Origin of the sequence: Streptomyces sp. DvalAA-43 (assembly GCF_900091725.1) — a bacterium.
Taxonomy (GTDB): Bacteria; Actinomycetota; Actinomycetes; order Streptomycetales; family Streptomycetaceae; genus Streptomyces; species Streptomyces pulveraceus.
In genome coordinates this window covers 222,460-244,950 of sequence record NZ_FMBW01000040.1, presented here as the reverse complement: position 1 = coordinate 244,950, position 22,491 = coordinate 222,460, and the positions used below count along the sequence as shown (strand labels likewise).

Here is a 22,491-nt window from a genome sequence, read left to right as displayed (position 1 = left end):
GCGGTGACGTATCCGCCCGGCGCTCCACCGGTCCCGTCAGTTCTCCGGGGAGTCCTCCGACGAATCCTCGGGGCCGTCGCCGTCCCGGCCGTCGTCGGCCCCGCCGTCGTCCTCCCGGTCGGCCGGTGGCTGCCCGTCGGGTCCGCCCGCGGACGGCGTGCCGCTCCCGGTCTCGGGGCGGACCGGCTTCGGCGGACGGGCGCGGCCGCCGGAGGTGTCGCGCAGATAGGAGGCGTCGCCGCTCTCGGTCGCGTGCCCGCCCGGCGTCTGACCCGGACCGATGTCCCGGCGGCGCAGATAGCGTTCGAACTCCCGGGCGATGGCCTCGCCGCTCGCCTCGGGGAGCTCGGCGGTGTCCCGGGCCTCCTCCAGCGTCTGCACGTATTCGGCCACCTCGCTGTCCTCGGCGGCCAGTTGGTCGACGCCGACCTGCCAGGCGCGGGCGTCCTCGGGCAGTTCGCCCAGCGGGATGCGCAGACCGATGAGGTCCTCCAGGCGGTTCAGCAGCGCGAGTGTGGCCTTCGGGTTGGGCGGCTGCGACACATAGTGCGGCACCGCCGCCCACAGGCTCACCGCGGGCACGCCCGCGTGCGTACAGGCCTCCTGGAGGATGCCGACGATGCCCGTCGGTCCCTCGTACCTGGTCTCCTCCAGGTCCATGGTCCGTGCCAGATCAGGATCGGAGGTGACTCCGCTGACCGGCACCGGGCGGGTGTGCGGGGTGTCGCCGAGCAGGGCGCCCAGGACCACCACCATCTCCACCCCCAGCTCATGGGCGAAGCCCAGGATCTCGTTGCAGAACGAGCGCCAGCGCATGGATGGTTCGATACCGCGGACCAGGACGAGGTCGCGGGGCTTGTCCCCGCCGACGCGGACCACGGAGAGTCTGGTGGTCGGCCAGGTGATCTTGCGTACCCCGTCGTCCAGCCAGAGCGTCGGCCGGTTGACCTGGAAGTCGTAGTAGTCCTCGGCGTCCAGCGCCGCGAAGACCTCGCCCTTCCACTCCCGGTCCAGGTGCGCGACCGCCGTGGAGGCGGCGTCCCCTGCGTCGTTCCAACCCTCGAACGCGGCCACCATGACCGGGTCGATCAGCTCGGGAACCCCCTCGAGCTCGATCACCCAGGCCTCCTTCCGAAGTTCCCTTGTGTACCCATCAACCTTACGGCTTCCGGCCACGTGTGCCGCAGCCTCCGCACACAGTCGGGTGAACCTGTTCCGCGAGGGTGCATCACCGGTCGAATCAGGGCATCGAACTCCGTATACATCCGAGCTGTGTCCGGTCGATTTCCATCAAACCCTGGACGGTGGCGCCTCGATGGCGCTATACATCGGATGACCAGAACAGAGGTCCGATGTTATTCCCCTGGGGGCGCACATGAGTCAGACCGTCACGGATTTCGAGGTCCACGACATCCGTTTCCCGACCTCGGAACAACTGGACGGCTCGGACGCCATGAACCCCGATCCCGACTATTCGGCTGCCTACGTCGTCCTGCGTACCGATGTCCCCGACCGCACGGACGGACCGGAGAGCGGCAGTGGCGGCGTCGAGGGACATGGCTTCTGCTTCACCATCGGGCGCGGCAACGAGGTGATGGCCGCCGCCATCGAGGCCCTGCGCCCCTACCTGGTGGGGCGCCCGGCGCCCCGTACCGCGGCCGATCTCGCCGTACTGCACCGTGAACTCACCCACGACTCGCAACTGCGCTGGCTCGGCCCGGAGAAGGGCGTGATGCACATGGCGGCCGGCGCGGTCGTCAACGCCGCCTGGGACCTGGCGGCCAAGCTCGCGGGCAGGCCCGTCTGGGAGTTCCTCGCCGGGATGACGCCGGAGGAGCTCGTCTCCCTCGTCGACTTCCGCTACCTCAGCGACGCCCTCACCCCCGACGAGGCGCTGGAGATCCTGCGGGCCGCCGAACCGGGCCGGGCCGAGCGCGCCGCACGGCTGCGCGCCGAGGGGTACCCGGCGTACACCACCTCGCCCGGCTGGCTGGGCTACAGCGACGACAAGCTGGTCAGGCTGGCCAAGGAGGCCGTCGCCGACGGCTTCACCCAGATCAAGCTGAAGGTCGGCGGCAGCCTCCCGGACGACGTCCGCAGAATGGCCCTGGCCCGCGACGCCGTCGGACCCGACATCCGGATCGCCGTCGACGCCAACCAGCGCTGGGACGTCCCGGACGCGGTCGAGTGGATGACCGCGCTCGCGCCGTACGACCCGCACTGGATCGAGGAGCCCACCAGCCCCGACGACATCCTCGGCCACGCCGCCGTCCGGGCCGGTCAGCCGGTCAAGGTCGCCACCGGCGAACACGTCGCCAACCGGGTCGTGTTCAAGCAGCTGCTCCAGGCCGGGGCCGTCGACTTCGTCCAGATCGACGCGGCCCGGGTCGCGGGCGTCAACGAGAACCTGGCGATCCTGCTGCTCGCCGCGAAGTACGGCGTACCGGTCTGCCCGCACGCGGGCGGGGTAGGACTCTGCGAGCTGGTGCAGCACCTCTCGATGTTCGACTACGTGGCGGTCTCCGGCAGCTGGGACAACCGAGTGATCGAGTACGTCGACCATCTCCACGAGCACTTCGCCGACCCCACCGTGATCGAGGCCGGCCGCTACACCGCGCCGGGCTCCCCGGGCTTCTCCGCCCGGATGCTCCCCGCGTCGATCGCCGCACACCGCTATCCGGAGGGCGCCGTATGGCAGGCCCGCCGCACCGAGGAGGCCAACCGATGACCACAACGAGCGACTTCGAGGGGATGGGCGCCCTGGTCACGGGCGGTGCCTCCGGCATCGGTGCCGCCGTCGCGACCATGCTGCTGGCGCGCGGCGCGCGGGTGGCGGTACTGGACCGGGAGACCGCGGGCGCCCCCGAGGGCGTCCTGGCCGTCAAGGCGGACGTCACCGACGACGACGCCGTGCGCGAGGCGGTCGACCGGGCCGCCGCCGAACTGGGCACGCTCCACACCGTCGTGTCCAACGCCGGCATCGGCTCCATCGGCACGGTCGAGGACAACGCCGACGAGGAGTGGACCCGGGTCCTGGACATCAACGTCCTCGGCATGGTCCGCACCGCCCGGCACGCCCTGCCCCATCTGCGCCGCGCGGCGGCCGCCCGCCCCGGCGCCGTGTCGATCACCCAGACCTGCTCGATCGCGGCGACCGCCGGGCTGCCGCAGCGCGCCCTGTACAGCGCGAGCAAGGGCGCGGTCCTCTCGCTGACCCTGGCGATGGCCGCCGACCACGTCCGCGAGGGCATCCGCGTCAACTGCGTCAACCCGGGCACCGCGGACACCCCGTGGATCGGCCGGCTCCTCGGCCAGGCCGACGACCCGGCCGCCGAGCGGGCCGCGCTCAACGCCCGTCAGCCGCTGGGACGACTGGTCTCGGCCGACGAGGTGGCCGCCGCGATCGTCTACCTCGCGAGCCCCGCAGCCGCCTCCGTCACCGGAACGGCACTGGCCGTGGACGGCGGCATGCAGGGGCTGCGCCTGCGCCCCGCCGAGAGCTGACCGCGCCAGGGCGGCCCGAGCCGCGTCACCGGTCCGCCCGCCCCCGCACCTCCGCTTTGCCGACAGAGCTCCGAGCCGGTACTCACCAAGGACGGGACACCCATGAGAGTGCGTACGACGAGTGCGGCGGCCTGCGCCGTACTGCTGGCAGTGACCGCCCTCGCGGGCTGCAACCGCGAGTCCACCGCGGACGGCGCGGGCGGCGGGAAGGTCGGGATCGACCTGCCGCGCAGCGACAGCGACTTCTGGAACTCGTACCAGAACTACGTGGAGAAGGGCGTCAAGGCGGGCGAGGTCAGCGCGCTGCCGCTGACCAACTCGCAGAACGACATCGGCAAGCTGGTCGCCAATGTCCAGACCTTCACCGACCAGGGCGCCAAGGCCGTCGTGATGGCGCCGCAGGACACCGGTGCGATCGCCGAGTCGCTCAACACGCTGAACGAGAAGAAGATCCCGGTCATCAGCGTCGACACCCGCCCCGACAAGGGCGACATCTACATGGTGGTGCGCGCCGACAACAAGGCGTACGGGGCCAACGCCTGCAAGTACCTCGGCGAGCAGCTGGGGGGCAAGGGCAAGGTCGTCGAGTTCCAGGGCGATCTCTCCTCGATCAACGGCCGTGACCGGTCCGAGGCGTTCAAGGCCTGCATGGACAAGGACTTCCCCGGCATCAAGGTCTTCGAGCTGGCCACCGACTGGAAGGGCGACGTCGCCTCCGCCAAGCTCCAGTCCACCCTGGCCGCCAACCCCGACATCAACGGCATCTACATGCAGGCCGGCGGCGTCTTCCTGCAGCCCACCCTCGCCCTGCTGGAGCAGAAGAAGCTGCTGAAGCCGGCCGGTGCGCCGGGGCACATCACGATCATCTCCAACGACGGCATCCCGGAGGAGTTCGACGCCATCAAGGCCGGGAAGATCGACGCGACGATCTCCCAGCCCGCCGACCTGTACGCGAAGTACGCGCTGTACTACGCCAAGGCGGCCCTGGACGGCAAGACCTTCAGGACAGGCCCCACCGACCACGACTCCACCATCATCAAGATCCCGAACGGCTACGAGGACCAGCTCCCCGCGCCGCTGGTGACCAAGGACAACGTCGACGACCCGAAGCTGTGGGCCAACCAGCTGGAGAAGAAGAGCTAGCCATGGACCAGGCACCCCCTGCCGTACAGGCGGAAGGCGTTGTCAAACGCTTCGGGCCCACCGTGGCGCTCGACGGGGTCCGGCTCACCGTGCAGCCGGGCGAGTCCCACGCCCTGGTCGGGCGCAACGGCGCGGGCAAATCGACGCTGGTCAGCGTACTGACCGGACTCCACAGGGCGGACGCGGGCACGGTCACGTTCGGCGGCGAGCCCGCGCCCGCCTTCGGGGACACCACGGCCTGGCAGTCCAAGGTCGCCTGTGTCTACCAGAAGTCCATGGTCGTCCCGGACCTGACCGTCGCGGAGAACCTCTTCCTCAACCGCTTCGACGACCACGCCCGCTGGATCAGCTGGGGCAGGCTCCGCAGACGGGCCGAGCGGCTGCTCGCCGACTACGGCGTCCAGGTCGACCCCACCACCCGGGCCCGCGATCTCGCCGTCGAGCAGCGGCAGTTCGTCGAGATCGCCAGGGCGCTGTCCTTCGGCGCCCGGCTGATCATCCTGGACGAGCCGACCGCCCAGCTCGACGCCCGGGGCATCGGCCGGCTCTTCGACAAGCTGCGCGAACTACAGGCCCAGGGAGTGGCGTTCCTCTTCATCTCCCACCATTTGCAGGAGGTGTACGAGCTGTGCACGGCGGTCACCGTCTACCGCGACGCCCGCCATGTGCTGACCGCCCCCGTCGCCGACATCGCCAAGGCGGAACTGGTGGCGGCGATGACCGGCGAGCAGTCCGCCGGAGCCACCGCCTGGCACGCTGACGGTGCCGGCGCGGCGGCGGCCGCGTCGGCCGCCCCCGTGCTCCGTACCGAAGGGCTCACCGTCCAGGGCCAGTTCGAACCCCTGGACCTGGAGGTCCGCCCCGGCGAGGTGCTCGGCCTGGCCGGCTCGGCGGCCAGCGGCAACACGGCGCTGGGGGAGACTCTGGCCGGCATGCGGAAGGCGGGCGGCGGCACGGTCCGGGTGCACGGCAGGGCCGTCCGCTCCGGCAGCGTGCCGCACGCGCTGGACGCCGGGATCGGGTACATCCCCGAGGACCGGCACGACCAGGGCCTGGTCCTGGAACGCAGCGTCGCAGAGAACGCCACGCTCACGGTCACCGACCAGCTCGGCCCCTGGGGGACCGTACTGCCCTCCCGCACCAGGGAGTTCGCACGGTCGATGATCGCCTCGCTGGACATCAAGACGCAGGGGCCCGAGCAGCCCGTCTCCGGGCTCTCCGGCGGCAACCAGCAGAAGGTGGTGGTCGCCCGCGCGCTCGCCCGCGAACCCAGCGTACTGGTGGCGGTCCGGCCCACCGCGGGGGTGGACATCAAGTCCAAGGACTCGCTGCTCGGAGTGGTGCGACGGGTCGCCGACGAAGGGAACGCCGCGGTGATCATCTCGGACGAGCTGGACGATCTGCGGGTCTGCGACCGGGTGCTCGCCCTGTTCCACGGCCGCGTGGTCGCGACATTCGCAAGCGGGTGGAACGACGGGGAGCTCGTCGCCGCCATGGAAGGTGTGGGGGAGAGGGAATGACCGGTACGGTACGGCCCCTGGCGGCCGACGGCATCGACGCGGGGCCGAAGGGCCCCTCGACCGGCGAGCGGCCGCTGGACCGGCTGAAACTGATCAGATGGAGCGACTTCTCCCTCGTACCGGTGATCCTGGTGCTGATGGTGATCGGGTTCATCGTCTCTCCGGTGTTCCTGACCTCCGAGAACCTGATCAGCGTCGTCCAGCAGTCCTCCGAGCTGAGCCTCCTGGTGCTGGGGCAGGCGCTGATCCTGATCTGCGGGCGGATGGACCTGTCCCTGGAGTCGACGATCGGTATCGCGCCGGTCGTCGCGATGTGGCTGGTCCTGCCCGCCGAGGGCGGCCGCTTCGCGGGCCTGGGCCTGCTGCCCACCTGGTCGGCGATCCCGCTCTGCCTGCTGGTGGGCCTCGCCATCGGCGCCGTCAACGGCTTCCTGATGCTGAAGCTGAGGGTCAACGGTTTCATCGCCACGCTCGGCATGCTCACCATGCTGCGCGGCCTCCACATCGGGATCACCGAGGGCAAGTCCATCACCGACGTCCCGGAGTCCTTCCGCTACCTCGGCAAGAGCGAGTGGCTGGGCGCACCGGCCGCCGTCTGGATCTGCCTGGCCCTGTTCGCCGTCGGCGGCGCCGCACTCGCCTGGCTGCGCCACGGACGCTCGCTGTACGCCATCGGCGGCAACCCGGAAGCGGCGCGCGCCGCGGGCATCCGGGTGGACCGGGTCACCTGGATCGTGCTGGCCGTCGGCGGACTGCTGGCCGCCTTCGCGGGCATCCTCTACACCGGCCACTACGGTTCGGTCGCGGCGACCCAGGGCAACGGCTGGATCTTCCAGGTGTTCGCCGCCGCGGTCATCGGCGGCATCAGCCTCAAGGGCGGCCGCGGCACCCTGTTCGGCGCGCTGACCGGTGTGCTGACGCTCCAGCTGGTGGTCAATGTGATGACCCTCGGCGGTGTACCGGCGCTGTGGAACCAGTTCCTCAACGGCGCGATCATCATCGTCGCGCTGGTCATCTCCCGCTTCGCGAGCGGCGAGAAGCAGGACTGAGGCGCGCTTCCCGGAAGGGGGCGCGCTTCCCGGAAAGGGGCGGGGACGGGGCGGTCGGCCCCTCCCGCCCCCTTCGGCGCTACAAAGTCGAACGCAGCCACTGTTCCACGCTCGCCACGTGCACCGTCGCCCAGGCCCGCGCGGCCTCCGCGTCCCGGTCCCGCAGCGCCGACACGATCGCCCGGTGCTCGTGGAGCGTACGGCTGACCGCGTCCTCCTGCGTCAGCCCGCGCCAGACCCGCGCCCGGGTCGTCGGCCCCGACAGCCCGTCGAGCAGCGAGCAGAGCACCGAGTTCCCGGACGACTGCACGATGCCGCGGTGGAACTCCAGATCGCAGGCGACCAGCTCCTCCACCGAGGGCTGCGCCCCCAGCGCGTCCAACTGCGAGCTGAGCACGTCGAGCTGGGCCTCGCTGATCCGGGTGGCGGCCATCGCCGTCGCGGCGGGTTCCAGGATCCTGCGGACCGCGAGGAACTCCAGCACCGTGTCGTCGCGGTGGAAGTCCACCACGAAGCTCAGCGCCTCCAGCAGCAACTGCGGGTCGAGGCTGGTCACATACGTGCCGTCGCCCTGGCGCACATCGAGGATGCGGATCAGCGAAAGGGCCCGCACCGCCTCCCGGAGCGAGTTGCGCGAGAGCCCGAGCTCCGCCGCGAGTTCGCTCTCCTTGGGGAGCCGGTCGCCGGGGCGCAGCGCACCCGAGACGATCATTCCCTTGATCTTCTCGATCGCCTCGTCGGTGACAGCCATGACGGTCCTCCTGGATCCGGACTGGAATCAGACATCCGATGTATCTCTTCATTATGCGGGTCGGAAGAGGCGGATGAACCAGGTCTGCCGCAGGTCGTCCCGGGTGCGGGGCCGCCGGGGCCCGCCGGACTCAGTCCCAGAGCGCGGAGGGCGCCTCGCGCCGCACCACCGGGGCGATCTCCTCCGCGAACCGCTGGAGCGTCTCGGTCTGCTCGTCCCGGCCCAGCCCGAAGCCGTCCACGCTGACCGACTGGAGGTCGTGCCCGTACACCTCGTGCCATCCGAGGATCTTGTCGATGATCTGCTGCGGGCTGCCGATCAGCTGGGGCCCGTCCGCGATGGCCTCCTCGATCGTCCGGAACGGTGTGTTGTACCCGGCCCGTCCCTCCAGATGCGGCCGGAAGGACTGCGCCACCTTCGCCTCGTACAGCTCCTTGTACCGCTCCACGGCCTGCTGCGAGCTGTCGGCGATCAGCAGCCCGCCCGACCCCGCGGCCACATGGGCACGGGCCGGATCGTGGCCGTACGCCTCGAACCGCTCCCGGTAGTGGCCGATCAGCCGGGCGTACGCCGCACGGGGCTGGATGGCGTTGGCGGTGAAGAGCGGATCGCCGTGGCGCGCCGCCAGTTCGGGGGAGTCGAGACTGGTCGCCGAGCCGTGCCAGACGCGCGGCGGCCCCGCGTACGGGCGCGGCAGCGTCGTCGTGTTCTTCAGCGCGGGCCGGAACTCGCCCTCCCAGTCGACACCCTCCTCGCTCCAGAGCCGCCGCAGCAGCTCGTACTTCTCCCGCTGGAGGTCCCACTGCCGCTCCTCGTCGAGCCCGAAGAGGTCGAAGTGGCCGGCCTCCGCGCCCTTGCCGACGACGAGCTCGATGCGCCCCCTGGAGATCTGGTCGAGCGTCGCGAAGTCCTCGGCCACCCGCACGGGATCGAGGATCGCGACGACCGTGACGCCGGTCAGCAGCCGGATGGTGGAGGTACGGGCGGCCAGCGCGCCGAGCACCACGCTCGGGCTGGAGGAGAGGAAGGGACCGGCGTGCCGTTCGCCGATCGCGTACGCGTCGAATCCCAGCCGTTCCGCGGCGACGCCGGTGTCGATCACCTCCTCGAACCGCTCGGCGGCGGAGGGGAGCCGGTGGTCGAGGGGGTGCGGGGCGTGGCCGATGAGGGAGAGCACGGAGAACTTCATGGCTCAACTGTCCCCGCGCCGTATTGCACCCGTATGGCGGCCGTGTGGCGCGTTCACCGGAGCGAGGCGCCCCGGAGACATGCGCCGAGGGGCGGCTCCCGCGCGGGAGCCGCCCCTCGGCGCTGTCGTCCGACTGCCGTCCGGTGACAGCGCTTTGCCGTACGTCGGGACCGGTCAGCCCCGGTCGCCGAGCATGGACTCGACGCCGGCCCGGATCTCGTCCGTCGCCAGGCCCCGGATCGTCAGGGTGGTGCGGCGGCGCAGCACGTCGTCCGCCGTCTCGGCCCACTCGTGGTCCCGGGCGTAGGCGACCTGCGCCCAGATCTCCGGCGCGTCCGGGTGGATGCGCTCGGCCAGCGCCGGGTTCTCGTTCGCCATCCGTGCGATGTCGAAGGAGAGCGAGCCGTAGTGCGTGGCGAGGTGCCGGGCGGTGTCGGCCGCCATCCGCGGGCCGGGCGTGCCGCCGTCGATCAGCAGCCGGTGCGCCACCGCGTTCGGGTTGGCGATACCGGGCAGCGGAAGCTTCTTCGGCAGGTGCGCGATCGGCTCCATGTCCTCCGCGAGCGGGTGCCCGGGGAGTGCGGCCAGCTTGTTCATCACCGTGCGGCCGATGTGGCGGAACGTCGTCCACTTGCCGCCCGCGACGGACAGCATCCCGCCGCGGCCCTCGGTCACGACCGTCTCGCGCTTGGCCTTGGACGTGTCGCCGGGGCCGCCGGGCAGCACCCGCAGACCGGCGAAGGAGTAGGTGATCAGATCGCGCGACAGCTGCTGGTCCCTGATCGAGAACGCGGCCTCGTCGAGGATCTGCGCGGTGTCCTTCTCGTTGACCGCGACGTCCGCGGGATCGCCCTCGTACTCCTCGTCCGTGGTGCCGAGCAGCAGCATGTCCTCCCACGGCAGGGCGAAGGTGATGCGGTACTTGTCGATCGGGGTGGCCAGCGCGGCCTTCCACGGGCGGGTGCGCTTCAGCACCAGGTGCGCGCCCTTGGACAGGCGTATGGAGGGCGCCGCGTTCGGGTCCTCCATCTTCCGCAGGTGGTCGACCCACGGCCCGGTGGCGTTCAGCACCAGACGGGCGTTGACGCCGAACTCCGTGCCGTCCGTGCGGTCCTCCAGGTCGGCGCCGGTCACCCGGCCCTTGGTGAACCGCAGCCCGGTCACCGCCGCGTGGTTGAGGACGACCGCACCCGCGTCCACGGCCGCGCGGACGGTCATCAGCGCCATCCGGGCATCGTTCATCTGGTCGTCGCCGTAGACCGCGACGGCCTTCAGGTTGTCCGTGCGCAGCTCCGGCACGTCCCGCCGGGCCCGCGCCGGGCTGATGACATGACCGACCCCGTCACCGAACGCGGAGAGCGCCGAGTACGCGAACACGCCCGCGCCGAGCTTGGCCGCGCCGTGCGGCCCGCCCTTGTAGACCGGCAGGTAGAAGGTGAGCGGATTGGCGAGGTGCGGGGCGACCTCGCGGGACACCGCGCGCCGCTCGAAGTGGTTCTCCGCGACCAGCTTCACCGCGCCGGTCTGCAGGTAGCGCAGACCGCCGTGGAGCAGCTTGGAGGAGGCGGAGGAGGTGGCGCCGGCGAAGTCGCCGGCGTCCACCAGGGCCACCCGCAGCCCGGACTGCGCGGCGTGCCAGGCGGTGGAGATGCCCAGGATGCCGCCACCGATCACCAGGAGGTCGTACGTCGCCTTGGAGAGCTGCTCCCGAGTCTCGGCGCGGCTCGGAAGGGAGCCGGAGGCCGGGTGCGTCCCGAGGGCCGGGACGCTCTGCAGGGTGGTCATGTCGATTACTCCTCGGCAGTGTTGTCGTCGAGCCAGCCCATGGAACGCTCTACGGCCTTGAGCCAGCTCTTGTACTCGCGGTCGCGGGTGTCCGCGTCCATGCGGGGGGTCCACTCGGCGGCCCGGCGCCAGTTGGCGCGCAGGGCGTCGGTGTCCGGCCAGAAGCCGACGGCGAGACCGGCGGCGTAGGCGGCGCCGAGGCAGGTCGTCTCGGCGACCATCGGCCGCACCACGGGTGCGTCCAGGAAGTCGGCGAGCGTCTGCATCAGCAGGTTGTTGGAGGTCATGCCGCCGTCGACCTTGAGGGCGGTCAGCTCGACCCCCGAGTCCTTGGTCATGGCGTCGGTGATCTCGCGGGTCTGCCAGGCGGTGGCCTCCAGGACGGCACGGGCGATGTGCGCCTTGGTGACGTACCTGGTCAGACCGGCGATGACGCCGCGGGCGTCGGAGCGCCAGTACGGGGCGAACAGACCGGAGAACGCGGGCACGAAGTACGCGCCGCCGTTGTCCTCGACCGACAGGGCCAGGGTCTCGATCTCGGCCGCCGACTTGATCAGGCCCATCTGGTCGCGCATCCACTGCACCAGCGAACCGGTGACGGCGATGGAGCCCTCCAGGGCGTAGACCGGCTTCTGGTCGCCGATCCGGTACCCGACGGTCGTCAGCAGTCCGTTGTACGAGTTGACGGGCGTCTCACCGGTGTTCATCAGCATGAAGGTGCCGGTGCCGTACGTGGACTTGGCCTCGCCCTTGGAGAAGCAGGTCTGGCCGAAGAGGGCCGCCTGCTGGTCGCCGAGCGCGGACGCCACGGGAACCCCGTCGAGCACGCCGCCCTTGGCGCTCCCGTACACCTCGGCGGAGGAACGGATCTCCGGGAGCACCGCGGCCGGGATCTCCATCGACTGGAGGATCCGCTCGTCCCACCGCATCTCGTGCAGGTTCATCAGGAGCGTGCGCGAGGCGTTGGTGACGTCGGTGACATGGACGCCGCCGTCGGTGCCGCCGGTCAGGTTCCAGATGACCCAGGAGTCCATGGTGCCGAAGAGGATGTCGCCGCGCTCGGCGCGCTCGCGCAGCCCCTCGACGTTGTCGAGCAGCCAGCGGACCTTGGGTCCGGCGAAGTACGAGGCGAGCGGCAGACCGGTCTCGCGGCGGAAGCGGTCCTGGCCGACGTTGCGGCCGAGCTCCTTGCAGAGCCCGTCCGTCCGGGTGTCCTGCCAGACGAGGGCGTTGTGGACGGGCTCGCCGGTGTTCTTGTCCCAGAGCAGCGTGGTCTCGCGCTGGTTGGTGATGCCGATCGCCTTCACGTCGGCGGCCGTGATGCCCGCCTTGACGATGGCGCCGGCCACGACCTCCTGGACGTTCTCCCAGATCTCGCTCGCGTTGTGCTCGACCCAGCCCGGCTTCGGGAAGATCTGTTCGTGCTCCTTCTGGTCGACGGAGACGATCCGGCCGTCCTTGTCGAAGACGATGCAGCGGCTGGAGGTGGTGCCCTGGTCGATGGCCGCGATGAACGGGCCGGTGGTGTGTGCGTCGGTCACGGTGTGCTCCCGGAAGTCTGTGTGGTCGTGGGGGTTACGGCTCTGGGCGTCACGGCTCAGGCGAAGGCGACGTTGTACAGCCCGCCCGCGATCGCGCCGCCGATGAGCGGTCCGGCGACCGGGATCCACGCGTAGCCCCAGTCGGAACCGCCCTTGTTCGGCAACGGCAGCAGCGCGTGCACGATACGCGGGCCGAGGTCGCGAACCGGGTTGATCGCGTAGCCGGTCGGGCCGCCGAGCGAGAGACCGATCCCGACCACCACCAGAGCGGTGACCAGCGCGCCGAGCGTGCCCAGGCCGTTGCCTTCGTTGTTGAGGCCCTGGGTGAGGATCGCCAGGACCAGTACGACGGTGGCGATGATCTCCGTGACCAGGTTCTGCACGGCGTGGCGGATCTCGGGGCCGGTGGAGAAGATGCCCAGGACCGGACCGGCCTTCGGCGCGGAGGCCTGGTCGACCATGCCGTCCTCACCCGAGTGGGCGCCCACGATCTCCGGGTCCGTGAGATGCGCCCGGAACTGCCCGTAGTACGTCAGCCAGACCAGCACCGCGCCGATCATCGCGCCGAACAGCTGGGAGCCGAGGTAGAGCGGAACGTCGCTCCACTTGGTGCCGCCCTCGATCGCGAGGCCGATCGTGACCGCCGGGTTGAGATGCGCGCCGGACACGCCACCGGCCAGATACGCGCCGGTCAGCACGGCGAAGCCCCACCCGAAGGTGATGGCGAGCCAGCCGGCGTTCTGCGCCTTGGAGCGCTTGAGCGTGACGGCGGCACAGACACCGCCGCCGAGCAGGATGAGTACGGCGGTACCTATGGTCTCGCCGATGAAGATGTCGGAGCTGGACACCCGCGACTCCTTTGTCCTTCGTCCAGGGAAGCCGAACCCCGGGTCCCTCCGGTGGTCCGCGCCCTCACGTGAGGGCGTTTTCCGGCCCTTGGCGCAGTCACACCCTAACGCCAGTTTCCGTTAGGTGTTCGACAATGCCGACCGATGAACGGCAATGCTTCCCCCAGGTGAATCAGCCGTCAAGGGTTGTGTGGCCTATAACTCGATCGTTACGCCGCGGCTCCGCGCCACGGCGGTCAGAACCGCCCGGCGCCCAGATCCCGGGAGACCGCCCGCGCACAGTCCCGCACCGCGGCGATCAGCTCCGGGCGCAGCTCCCCGTCCGCGCAGACCCGCTCCACGGCACCGGTCACGGCCACCGCGCCGACCGGCATCCGCCGTCGGTCGTGGATCGGGGCGGCCACCGCGGCCACACCCTCCCAGGTCTCCTCCACATCGGCCGCCCAGCCGCGCGCCCGGATCAGGTCGAGCATCGCCTCGAACTCCTCCGCGTCGGTGACGGTGCGCGGGGTGAAGGGCTGCCGCTCGGCCTCCAGGGCCTCGGTGTGCGCCACCGGGTCGTACGCCGAGAGCACCTTGCCCAGGGCTGTGGAGTGCAGCGGCTGCATGGCCCCGACCTCCAGGACCTGTCGGCTGTCGTCGGGGCGGAACACGTGGTGGACGATGAGGACGCCCTGCTGGTGCAGCACGCCCAGATGGGTGCTCTCGCCGCTGGAGCGGGCCAGGTCGTCCGTCCATACCAGTGCGCGGGCCCGCAGCTCGTGGACGTCCAGATAGCTGTTGCCCAGGCGCAGCAGCTCGGCGCCCAGCTGATAGCGGCCGGACGCCGCGTCCTGCTCGACGAAGCCCTCGTGCTGGAGCGTGCGCAGGATGCCGTGCGCGGTGCCCTTGGCCAGGCCCAGTGACGAGGCGATGTCGGACAGCCCCAGCCGCCGCTCGCCGCCTGCCAGCAGACGCAGCATCGCCGCCGCCCGCTCCAGTGACTGGATGTTCTTGGCCATCGCGCCGTACTCCTCCACCTCGGTTCGACAATGCTGAACACTATCGGTCGATGCCGACCCTTGCTCGACCGTGCGGTAAAACCGCGACGCCGCTGCGAACCGGACATCCCCCGCACAGCATGCAGTCCGTTCCGTGGGACGGAATGACGGCCCCGGGCGCCGCCCGGCTAGGCTGGCCTGGTGCGCCTTCCACCGAAGACGCAAAGCCGACAGCCGTCGCATCCCAGGGAGTACATCCATGGCCTCGTCGCCGACCCCTTCCGCCGACAGCCGGAACCGAGCCGCAGCCCTCCGTGAGGCGCTCGCCACCCGCGTGGTGGTGGCCGACGGTGCCATGGGCACCATGCTCCAGGCACAGGACCCGTCCCTCGACGACTTCCAGGACCTGGAGGGCTGCAACGAGATCCTGAACGTCACCCGCCCCGACATCGTGCGCTCGGTGCACGAGGAGTACTTCGCCGTCGGTGTGGACTGCGTGGAGACGAACACCTTCGGCGCCAACCTGGCGGCCCTGGGCGAGTACGACATTCCCGAGCGGGTCTTCGAGCTCTCCGAATCCGGCGCGCGCATCGCCCGTGAGGTCGCCGACGAGTTCACCGCCGCCACCGGACAGCAGCGCTGGGTGCTCGGCTCGATGGGCCCGGGTACGAAGCTGCCCACACTGGGCCACGCCCCGTACACCAAGCTCCGCGACGCCTATCAGAGCAACGCCGAGGGCATGATCGCCGGTGGCGCCGACGCCCTGCTGATCGAGACCACCCAGGACCTGCTCCAGACCAAGGCTTCCATCATCGGCGCCCGCCGCGCCCTGGAGGCCACCGGGGCCGACCTCCCGGTGATCTGCTCCGTCACCGTCGAGACGACCGGCACCATGCTGCTCGGCTCCGAGATCGGCGCGGCGCTCACCGCCCTGGAACCGCTCGGCATCGACCTCATCGGTCTGAACTGCGCCACCGGCCCCGCCGAGATGAGCGAGCACCTGCGCTACCTCGCCCGGCACTCCCGCGTCCCGCTCTCCTGCATGCCCAACGCCGGCCTCCCCGTGCTCGGCAAGGACGGCGCGCACTACCCCCTCTCCCCGGCCGAGCTGGCCGACGCGCAGGAGACCTTCGTCCGGGAGTACGGCCTCTCGCTGGTCGGCGGCTGCTGCGGTACGACCCCGGAGCACCTGCGCCAGGTCGTCGAGCGGGTCCGCGGTACGGCCGTCACGCCCCGCACCCCGCATCCCGAGCCGGGTGCCGCCTCGCTGTACCAGACCGTCCCGTTCCGCCAGGACACCTCGTACATGGCGATCGGCGAGCGCACGAACGCCAACGGATCGAAGAAGTTCCGCGAGGCCATGCTCGAAGCCCGCTGGGACGACTGCGTGGAGATGGCCCGTGACCAGATCCGCGAGGGCGCGCACATGCTCGACCTCTGCGTCGACTACGTGGGCCGTGACGGTGTCGCGGACATGGAGGAGCTGGCGGGGCGGTTCGCCACCGCGTCCACGCTCCCGATCGTGCTGGACTCCACGGAGCTGCCCGTACTGCGGGCCGGTCTGGAGAAGCTGGGCGGGCGTGCCGTCCTGAACTCGGTCAACTACGAGGACGGCGACGGCCCCGAATCCCGTTTCGCCAAGGTCACCGCGCTGGCCGTGGAGCACGGCGCCGCGCTGATCGCGCTGACCATCGACGAGGAGGGCCAGGCCCGCACCGTCGAGCACAAGGTCGCCGTCGCCGAGCGGCTGATCGCCGACCTGACCGGCAACTGGGGCGTCCAGGAGTCGGACATCCTCATCGACACCCTGACCTTCACCATCTGCACCGGCCAGGAGGAGTCCCGCGGCGACGGCATCGCCACCATCGAGGCGATCCGCGAGCTGAAGAAGCGCCACCCCGATGTGCAGACCACGCTGGGCCTGTCCAACATCTCCTTCGGCCTCAACCCGGCCGCCCGTGTCGTGCTGAACTCCGTCTTCCTCGACGAGTGCGTCAAGGCCGGACTCGACTCCGCGATCGTGCACGCCTCCAAGATCCTGCCGATCGCCCGCCTGGACGAGGAGCAGGTCAAGGTCGCCCTCGACCTCGTGTACGACCGCCGCGCCGAGGGCTACGACCCCCTCCAGAAGCTCATGGAGCTCTTCGAGGGCGTCAGCACGAAGTCGATGAAGGCGGGCAAGGCCGAGGAGCTGCTGGCCCTGCCGCTCGACGAGCGGCTCCAGCGCCGCATCATCGACGGCGAGAAGAACGGCCTGGAGAGCGACCTCGACGAGGCCCTGCTGACACGCCCGGCGCTCGACATCGTCAACGACACCCTCCTGGCGGGCATGAAGGTCGTCGGCGAGCTCTTCGGCTCCGGCCAGATGCAGCTGCCCTTCGTCCTGCAGTCCGCCGAGGTCATGAAGACCGCGGTGGCGCACCTCGAACCGCACATGGAGAAGTCCGACGCCGAGGGCAAGGGCACCATCGTCCTGGCCACCGTCCGCGGCGACGTCCACGACATCGGCAAGAACCTCGTCGACATCATCCTGTCCAACAACGGCTACAACGTCGTCAACCTCGGCATCAAGCAGCCCGTCTCCGCGATCCTGGAAGCCGCCGAGGAACACCGGGCCGACGTCATCGGCATGTCCGGCCTCCTGGTGAAGTCCACCGTGATCATGAAGGAGAACCTGGAGGAGCTGAACCAGCGCAAGATGGCCGCCGACTTCCCCGTCATCCTCGGCGGCGCGGCCCTCACCCGGGCCTATGTCGAGCAGGACCTCCACGAGATCTACGAGGGCGAGGTCCGCTACGCCCGCGACGCGTTCGAGGGGCTGCGGCTGATGGACGCGCTGATCGCCGTCAAGCGCGGTGTCCCGGGCGCGGTCCTGCCCGAGCTCAAGCAGCGCCGGGTGCCCAAGCGCGACACCGCGGTCCTGGAGGTCGACGAGCCGCAGGAGGGCGTCCGTTCCGATGTCGCCGTCGACAACCCGGTCCCCGAGCCGCCCTTCTGGGGCACCCGGGTCGTCAAGGGCATCCAGCTCAAGGAGTACGCGTCCTGGCTCGACGAGGGCGCCCTCTTCAAGGGTCAATGGGGCCTGAAGCAGGCCCGCGCCGGTGACGGACCGACGTACGAGGAGCTGGTGGAGACCGAGGGCCGCCCGCACCTGCGCGGCTGGCTCGACAAGCTCCACACCGAGAACCTGCTGGAAGCCGCCGTCGTCTACGGCTACTTCCCGTGCGTGTCCAAGGGCGACGACCTGATCCTGCTCCACGAGGACGGCTCCGAGCGGACCCGCTTCACCTTCCCGCGCCAGCGCCGCGGCCGCCGCCTCTGCCTCGCCGACTTCTTCCGTCCCGAGGAGTCCGGCGAGACGGATGTGATCGGCCTCCAGGTGGTCACCGTCGGCTCGAAGATCGGTGGCGAGACCGCGAAGCTCTTCGAGGCCAACTCCTACCGCGACTACCTGGAGCTGCACGGCCTGTCCGTGCAGCTGGCCGAGGCCCTCGCCGAGTACTGGCACGCCCGGGTCCGCTCGGAGCTGGGCTTCGCCGGCGAGGACCCCTCCGACGTCGAGGACATGTTCGCGCTGAAGTACCGGGGGGCGCGCTTCTCCCTCGGCTACGGCGCCTGCCCCGACCTGGAGGACCGGGCGAAGATCGCCGAACTGCTCCAGCCGGAGCGGATCGGGGTGCACCTCTCGGAGGAATTCCAGCTGCATCCGGAGCAGTCCACCGACGCGATCGTCATCCATCACCCGGAGGCGAAGTACTTCAACGCCCGGTAAGGCGCCGTTCAACGCGCCGTAGCAGGACAAGTCGTAGACTGGTCGGTCCAGTGCAGGCCGGTCGCCCTTCCCACGGGAAATGGCGGCCGGCCTTCTCGTCCCTTTACGGAAGGTGTGCCGGATGACCAGTACGGTTCCCGCGTCCTCGACCCGCACGGCCGAGGGCGCCGCGCTCCAGGCCGTCCTCCTCGACATGGACGGCACCCTCGTCGACACCGAGGGGTTCTGGTGGGACGCGGAGGTGGAGGTCTTCGCCGAGCTCGGTCACCGGCTCGACGAGACGTGGCGGGACGTGGTGGTCGGCGGGCCGATGACCCGCAGCGCCGGGTACCTCATCGATGCCACGGGTGCGGACATCACGCTCGGTGAACTCACCGTGCTGCTCAACGACCGCTTCGAGCGGCGGATCGGCCGCGGTGTGCCGCTGATGCCGGGCGCGGCGCGGCTGCTCGCCGAACTGGCCAGGCACGAGATCCCCACGGCCCTGGTCTCCGCCTCGCACCGGCGGATCATCGACCGGGTGCTGGAATCGGTGGGCCGGCACCACTTCGCCCTGACCGTCGCGGGCGACGAGGTCTCCCGGACGAAGCCGCATCCGGAGCCCTATCTCACCGCCGCCTCCGGTTTCGGCGCGGAGCCCGAGCGCTGTGCGGTCATCGAGGACACCGCGACCGGGGTCGCCGCCGCGGAGGCGGCGGGCTGCCGGGTGGTCGCCGTACCGTCCGTCGCGCCCATCGCCCCCGCGTCCGGCCGGATGGTCGTCCGTTCGCTGGAAGAAGTCGATCTCGCCTTCCTCCGGGGTCTGGTCACGGGAACACATTGATCCGTGCACCGAGAGTGTTTCTGTGAATGAACGGAAAAGCTCTCGGCGGTGGATGGTGCTTTTTCTGTCGTGCGGAAGTGTGGGAATGCCGGTGCGCGATAGAGGATTCGAACGGTGAAAGGCGTGAGCTTCATCACCTGAATGTGCTTCGGAAGGGTTTCGGGATCACCTGGCGTGTCTGTTTTGGGGTGATGCAATGTCCCGGTTCATTGCGATATCCGCGAAACCCTTCCGGTAGGGGGAAATCGGCTCGCCGCCCCTTCCCGTCACCATCCGATGACGCACCGGCGCTTCGCCGGTCCGGCATTGCCGGTGGCGCGCACTAAGGTCGCTTTCTCCATGCACGGATGAGGGAGAGCGTCCACGATGAACCGCAAGACTCTGGTGCTGCCGGCCGTCGTCGGCCTGCTCGCGCCCGTACTCGCCGCCTGCGGCGCGTCGGATGACGGGAGCGAGGGCAAGGCCGCCATCGTTGTCGGCACCACGGACCGGTTCGTCGCCTCGAAGGACGGCCCCGCGCCGCTCGATCCCGCCATCGGCTACGAAGCCGGCGTGTGGAACGTGCTCCGGCAGACCTTGCAGACCCTGGTGCATGTGCCGCGCGGCGGCGGCGAGCCGGTGCCCGAAGCCGCGGAGAGCTGCACCTTCACGGACACACAGAGCGAAAGCTACCGCTGCAAGCTGCGCAGCGGTCTGAAGTTCGCCGACGGCAAGCCCGTGACCGCCGACGACGTGAAGTACTCCATCGACCGCGTCATCCGCATCGACGCGCCCAACGGGCCGGTCGCCCTGCTCGACAACATCGACACGGTCGAGACACAGGGCGAGCGGGAGGTCATCTTCCACCTGCGCGCCCCGGACGCCACGTTCCCCTACAAGCTCGCCACCCCGGTCGCCGGGATCGTGCCGCGCAGCCGGTACGAGGCGAAGTCCGTGCGCACCGGATTCCAGGTCGACGGCTCCGGCCCGTACACCATGAAGCCGGAAGTCGAGCACAACCAGATCGTCAAGGTGGTCTTCACCAGGAACCCCCACTACAAGGGGGATGTGAAGGTGCGCAACGAGAAGGTCGAGCTGGACGTCTTCCCCGACGCGACGGCCATGGGCAAGGCCCTCGACAGCCGGAAGATCGACATGATGACCCGCACGATGTCGCCCGAGCAGTCCCAGCGGATGCTCGAAGAGCCCAGGGACGACATCAAGCTCACCGAGGTGCCCGGCCTAGCCATCCACTTCCTGGGCTTCAACACCAAGGACCCGGCCGTGAAGAACAAGGCCGTCCGCCAGGCCATGGCCCAGGTCATCGACCGAGGCGAGATCGCGAGCAAGGTGTACGGCACCACGGCCGAACCGCTGTACTCGCTGATCCCGCCCGGAATCACCGCGCACACCAACGCCTTCTACAACGCGTACGGCGAACCCAGCACCGAGAAGGCCGCGGCGATCCTGAACGACGCGGGCGTCGAGACCCCGGTGAAGTTCACGCTCCACTACCCGACCGACCGGGTCGGCGCCGGCACCCCCGCCGAGTTCGCGACCCTGAAGAAGCAGTTCGACGCCACCGGGCTCTTCGACGTCACCGTCCGGGGAACCCCCTGGGCGAAGTACCGCCCGGCACAGCTGCGCGGCGACTACGCGGTCTACGGCATGGGCTGGTTCCCCGACTTCCCGGACCCCGACAACTTCACCGCGCCGTTCCTCGACCGGAACAACTTCCTCAACTCGCCCTACACATCGGCCCCGGCGCAGAATCTGATCGCGCAGTCACGCCGCGAGAGCGACCGCAGCGCCGCGACCAAGACCTTCCAGCGGATCCAGGAGATCGTCGCCACGGACGTTCCCGTCCTGCCGATCTCACAGGACAAGCAGTACGTCGCCTCGCGCGACGGACTCACCGGCGTCGAGTGGGCGGTCAACTCCTCCGCCGACCTCCAGCTGTGGGAACTGGCGAAGGACACCCACTGAGCCTGGACGCCACTCCGGTCCGGGCGGGGGACACCCACCCGGACCGGGACGGGCTCACTGGGCGCCGGGGCGCACCAGACCGCTCTCGTACGCGTACACGGCGGCCTGCACCCGGTCGCGCAGACCGAGCTTGGTCAGCACATGGCCGACATGCGTCTTGACCGTCGTCTCGCTGACGAAGAGATCCGCGGCGATCTCGGCATTCGACAGACCGCGCGCCACCAGCTTCAGCACCTCGACCTCACGGTCGGTCAGCGTGTGCAGGGTGTCGGGCACCGGCTCCTCGCCGGAGGGAAGATGGTCCGCGTACTTGTCGAGGAGCCTGCGGGTGATGCTCGGCGCGAGCATCGCCTCGCCCGCCGCGACCACCCGGATGGCCTGCACCAGCTCATTGGCCGGAGCGTCCTTCAGCAGGAAGCCGCTGGCCCCGGCGCGCAGCGCCTCCACCACGTACTCGTCGAGATCGAAGGTGGTCAGCACCAGCACCTTCGCCGGGCCGTCGCGGCCGGGACCGGTGATCTGGCGCGTCGCCTCGACGCCGTCCATCCGCGGCATGCGGATGTCCATCAGCACCACATCGGGCTGCAGCGCCCGCACCTGGTCGAGCGCCTGGAGACCGTCACCGGCCTCGCCCACCACCGCGAGGTCGCCCTCCGCCTCCAGAATCATCCGGAAGCCGGTGCGCAGCAGTGGTTGGTCGTCGACCAGTAGGACGCGGATAGCCACAGGGTCTCCTTCACGGTCCTTCGAATTCACGGCCCTTCGAGAGCCACAGGCCGGCCGGCCTCGGCAGGGACCGGATCCATTCTGCCCTGCGTATCCTGCCCCGGCTCCGCCGGGCGGACCGTCAATGGATAGACCGGGGGAGTACCACCGAATTCGGGGCATACCGACCGGTGGTCGCACCAGCCGCAGAGCTTCGTGGGCCGGGGCCGCCACTCGCCCGTCTCCGTGGCCAGCCGGATCGCGTCCCACAGCGCCAGGAGCTTGCGCTCCACCCGCTCCAGGTCCGCCACCACCGGGTCGTACGTCAGGATGTCCCCGCTGCCGAGGTAGACGAGCTGGAGCCGGCGAGGCACCACGCCCTTCAGCCGCCAGATCACCAGCGCGTAGAACTTCATCTGGAAGAGCGCGCCCTCCGCGTACTCCGGACGCGGCGACTTTCCGGTCTTGTAGTCGACGATCCGGACCTCGCCCGTCGGCGCCACATCGATCCGGTCGATCACCCCGCGCAGCCGCAGCCCCGACTCCAGCTCGGTCTCGACGAAGAGCTCCCGCTCGGCGGGCTCCAGCCGCGTCGGATCCTCCAGCGAGAACCACCGCTCCACCAGGCTCTCCGCCTCCGAGAGCCAGCGCGCGAGCCGCTCGCCCCCGGCATCCTCGGCGAACAGCTCCGACAGCTCCGGCTTCGACTCCAGCAGCCGGTCCCACTGGGCCGGGATCAGCGCCGTGGCCCGGCCCGAGGTGCGCTCGACCGCGGGATTGTCGAAGAGCCGTTCCAGCACCGCATGCACCAGCGTGCCCCGGGTAGCCGCCTCGCTGGGCTTCTCCGGCAGCTTGTCGATGACCCGGAAGCGGTACAGCAGCGGACACTGCATGAAATCACTCGCCCGCGACGGCG

Annotated in this window: 17 protein-coding genes; 8 read left to right on the top strand and 9 right to left on the bottom strand. The window is 70.1% G+C overall.

Annotated elements, in window-relative coordinates; translation table 11 throughout:
- Positions 1-36: 36 nt before the first annotated feature.
- Positions 37-1,119 carry a PAC2 family protein gene (locus GA0115234_RS13720; protein WP_093541314.1) on the bottom strand — a complete coding sequence of 361 codons (1,083 nt, stop codon included), beginning with the start codon at positions 1,117-1,119 and terminating at the stop codon, positions 37-39.
- A 256-nt stretch (positions 1,120-1,375) separates the two neighbouring features.
- Between GA0115234_RS13720 and GA0115234_RS13715 the strand changes: the two genes are divergently transcribed.
- The 5 genes from GA0115234_RS13715 to GA0115234_RS13695 all read left to right on the top strand — a co-directional run bounded on the left by GA0115234_RS13715 (position 1,376) and on the right by GA0115234_RS13695 (position 7,216).
- Positions 1,376-2,728, top strand: a complete 1,353-nt coding sequence (locus GA0115234_RS13715) for an enolase C-terminal domain-like protein (protein ID WP_093541312.1) — start codon at positions 1,376-1,378, stop codon at positions 2,726-2,728.
- Positions 2,725-3,504: an SDR family NAD(P)-dependent oxidoreductase gene (locus tag GA0115234_RS13710; protein ID WP_093541310.1), complete on the top strand. Its 780-nt coding sequence runs from the start codon at positions 2,725-2,727 to the stop codon at positions 3,502-3,504. Before GA0115234_RS13715 ends, GA0115234_RS13710 begins: the two co-directional genes overlap by 4 nt.
- A gap of 102 nt (positions 3,505-3,606) precedes the next feature.
- Complete coding sequence (locus GA0115234_RS13705) at positions 3,607-4,647, top strand: sugar ABC transporter substrate-binding protein (RefSeq protein WP_093541308.1); 1,041 nt, start codon at positions 3,607-3,609, stop codon at positions 4,645-4,647.
- A 2-nt stretch (positions 4,648-4,649) separates the two neighbouring features.
- A complete protein-coding gene (locus tag GA0115234_RS13700) occupies positions 4,650-6,167 on the top strand; it encodes a sugar ABC transporter ATP-binding protein (RefSeq protein WP_093541306.1) in 1,518 nt (505 codons plus the stop codon).
- Positions 6,164-7,216, top strand: a complete 1,053-nt coding sequence (locus tag GA0115234_RS13695; protein ID WP_093541304.1) for an ABC transporter permease — start codon at positions 6,164-6,166, stop codon at positions 7,214-7,216. Before GA0115234_RS13700 ends, GA0115234_RS13695 begins: the two co-directional genes overlap by 4 nt.
- Positions 7,217-7,295: 79 nt before the next feature.
- Here the strand turns inward: GA0115234_RS13695 and GA0115234_RS13690 are convergent, their stop codons facing one another.
- The 6 genes from GA0115234_RS13690 to GA0115234_RS13665 form a co-directional block, all read right to left on the bottom strand.
- Positions 7,296-7,967, bottom strand: a complete 672-nt coding sequence (locus GA0115234_RS13690) for a FadR/GntR family transcriptional regulator (RefSeq protein ID WP_037700470.1) — start codon at positions 7,965-7,967, stop codon at positions 7,296-7,298.
- A gap of 130 nt (positions 7,968-8,097) precedes the next feature.
- On the bottom strand, positions 8,098-9,156 hold the full coding sequence (locus tag GA0115234_RS13685; RefSeq protein WP_093541302.1) for an LLM class flavin-dependent oxidoreductase: 1,059 nt from the start codon (positions 9,154-9,156) through the stop codon (positions 8,098-8,100).
- Positions 9,157-9,330: 174 nt separating this feature from the next.
- Positions 9,331-10,941, bottom strand: coding sequence for a glycerol-3-phosphate dehydrogenase/oxidase (locus GA0115234_RS13680; protein WP_093541300.1), 1,611 nt, complete (start codon positions 10,939-10,941; stop codon positions 9,331-9,333).
- Between the two features lie 5 nt (positions 10,942-10,946).
- Positions 10,947-12,482 (bottom strand): glycerol kinase GlpK, encoded by a 1,536-nt coding sequence (gene glpK / locus GA0115234_RS13675; protein WP_093541298.1) that lies wholly within the window; start codon positions 12,480-12,482, stop codon positions 10,947-10,949.
- A 56-nt stretch (positions 12,483-12,538) separates the two neighbouring features.
- On the bottom strand, positions 12,539-13,330 hold the full coding sequence (locus GA0115234_RS13670) for an MIP/aquaporin family protein (protein WP_093541296.1): 792 nt from the start codon (positions 13,328-13,330) through the stop codon (positions 12,539-12,541).
- A gap of 236 nt (positions 13,331-13,566) precedes the next feature.
- Positions 13,567-14,331 (bottom strand): IclR family transcriptional regulator, encoded by a 765-nt coding sequence (locus tag GA0115234_RS13665; protein ID WP_202553650.1) that lies wholly within the window; start codon positions 14,329-14,331, stop codon positions 13,567-13,569.
- A gap of 238 nt (positions 14,332-14,569) precedes the next feature.
- Here GA0115234_RS13665 and metH point away from each other — a divergent pair, with 238 nt between their 5' ends.
- The 3 genes from metH to GA0115234_RS13650 all read left to right on the top strand — a co-directional run bounded on the left by metH (position 14,570) and on the right by GA0115234_RS13650 (position 20,870).
- A complete protein-coding gene (metH, locus tag GA0115234_RS13660) occupies positions 14,570-18,082 on the top strand; it encodes a methionine synthase (RefSeq protein ID WP_093541292.1) in 3,513 nt (1,170 codons plus the stop codon).
- Positions 18,083-18,203: 121 nt separating this feature from the next.
- Positions 18,204-18,905 carry an HAD family hydrolase gene (locus tag GA0115234_RS13655; RefSeq protein ID WP_093541291.1) on the top strand — a complete coding sequence of 234 codons (702 nt, stop codon included), beginning with the start codon at positions 18,204-18,206 and terminating at the stop codon, positions 18,903-18,905.
- A 366-nt stretch (positions 18,906-19,271) separates the two neighbouring features.
- On the top strand, positions 19,272-20,870 hold the full coding sequence (locus GA0115234_RS13650; protein WP_093541289.1) for an ABC transporter substrate-binding protein: 1,599 nt from the start codon (positions 19,272-19,274) through the stop codon (positions 20,868-20,870).
- 54 nt (positions 20,871-20,924) lie between these two features.
- Here GA0115234_RS13650 and GA0115234_RS13645 read toward each other — a convergent pair whose 3' ends face one another.
- Positions 20,925-21,596 (bottom strand): response regulator, encoded by a 672-nt coding sequence (locus tag GA0115234_RS13645; RefSeq protein WP_093541287.1) that lies wholly within the window; start codon positions 21,594-21,596, stop codon positions 20,925-20,927.
- A 26-nt stretch (positions 21,597-21,622) separates the two neighbouring features.
- Positions 21,623-22,468, bottom strand: coding sequence for a RecB family exonuclease (locus GA0115234_RS13640; RefSeq protein ID WP_237541346.1), 846 nt, complete (start codon positions 22,466-22,468; stop codon positions 21,623-21,625).
- Positions 22,469-22,491 lie beyond the last annotated feature (23 nt).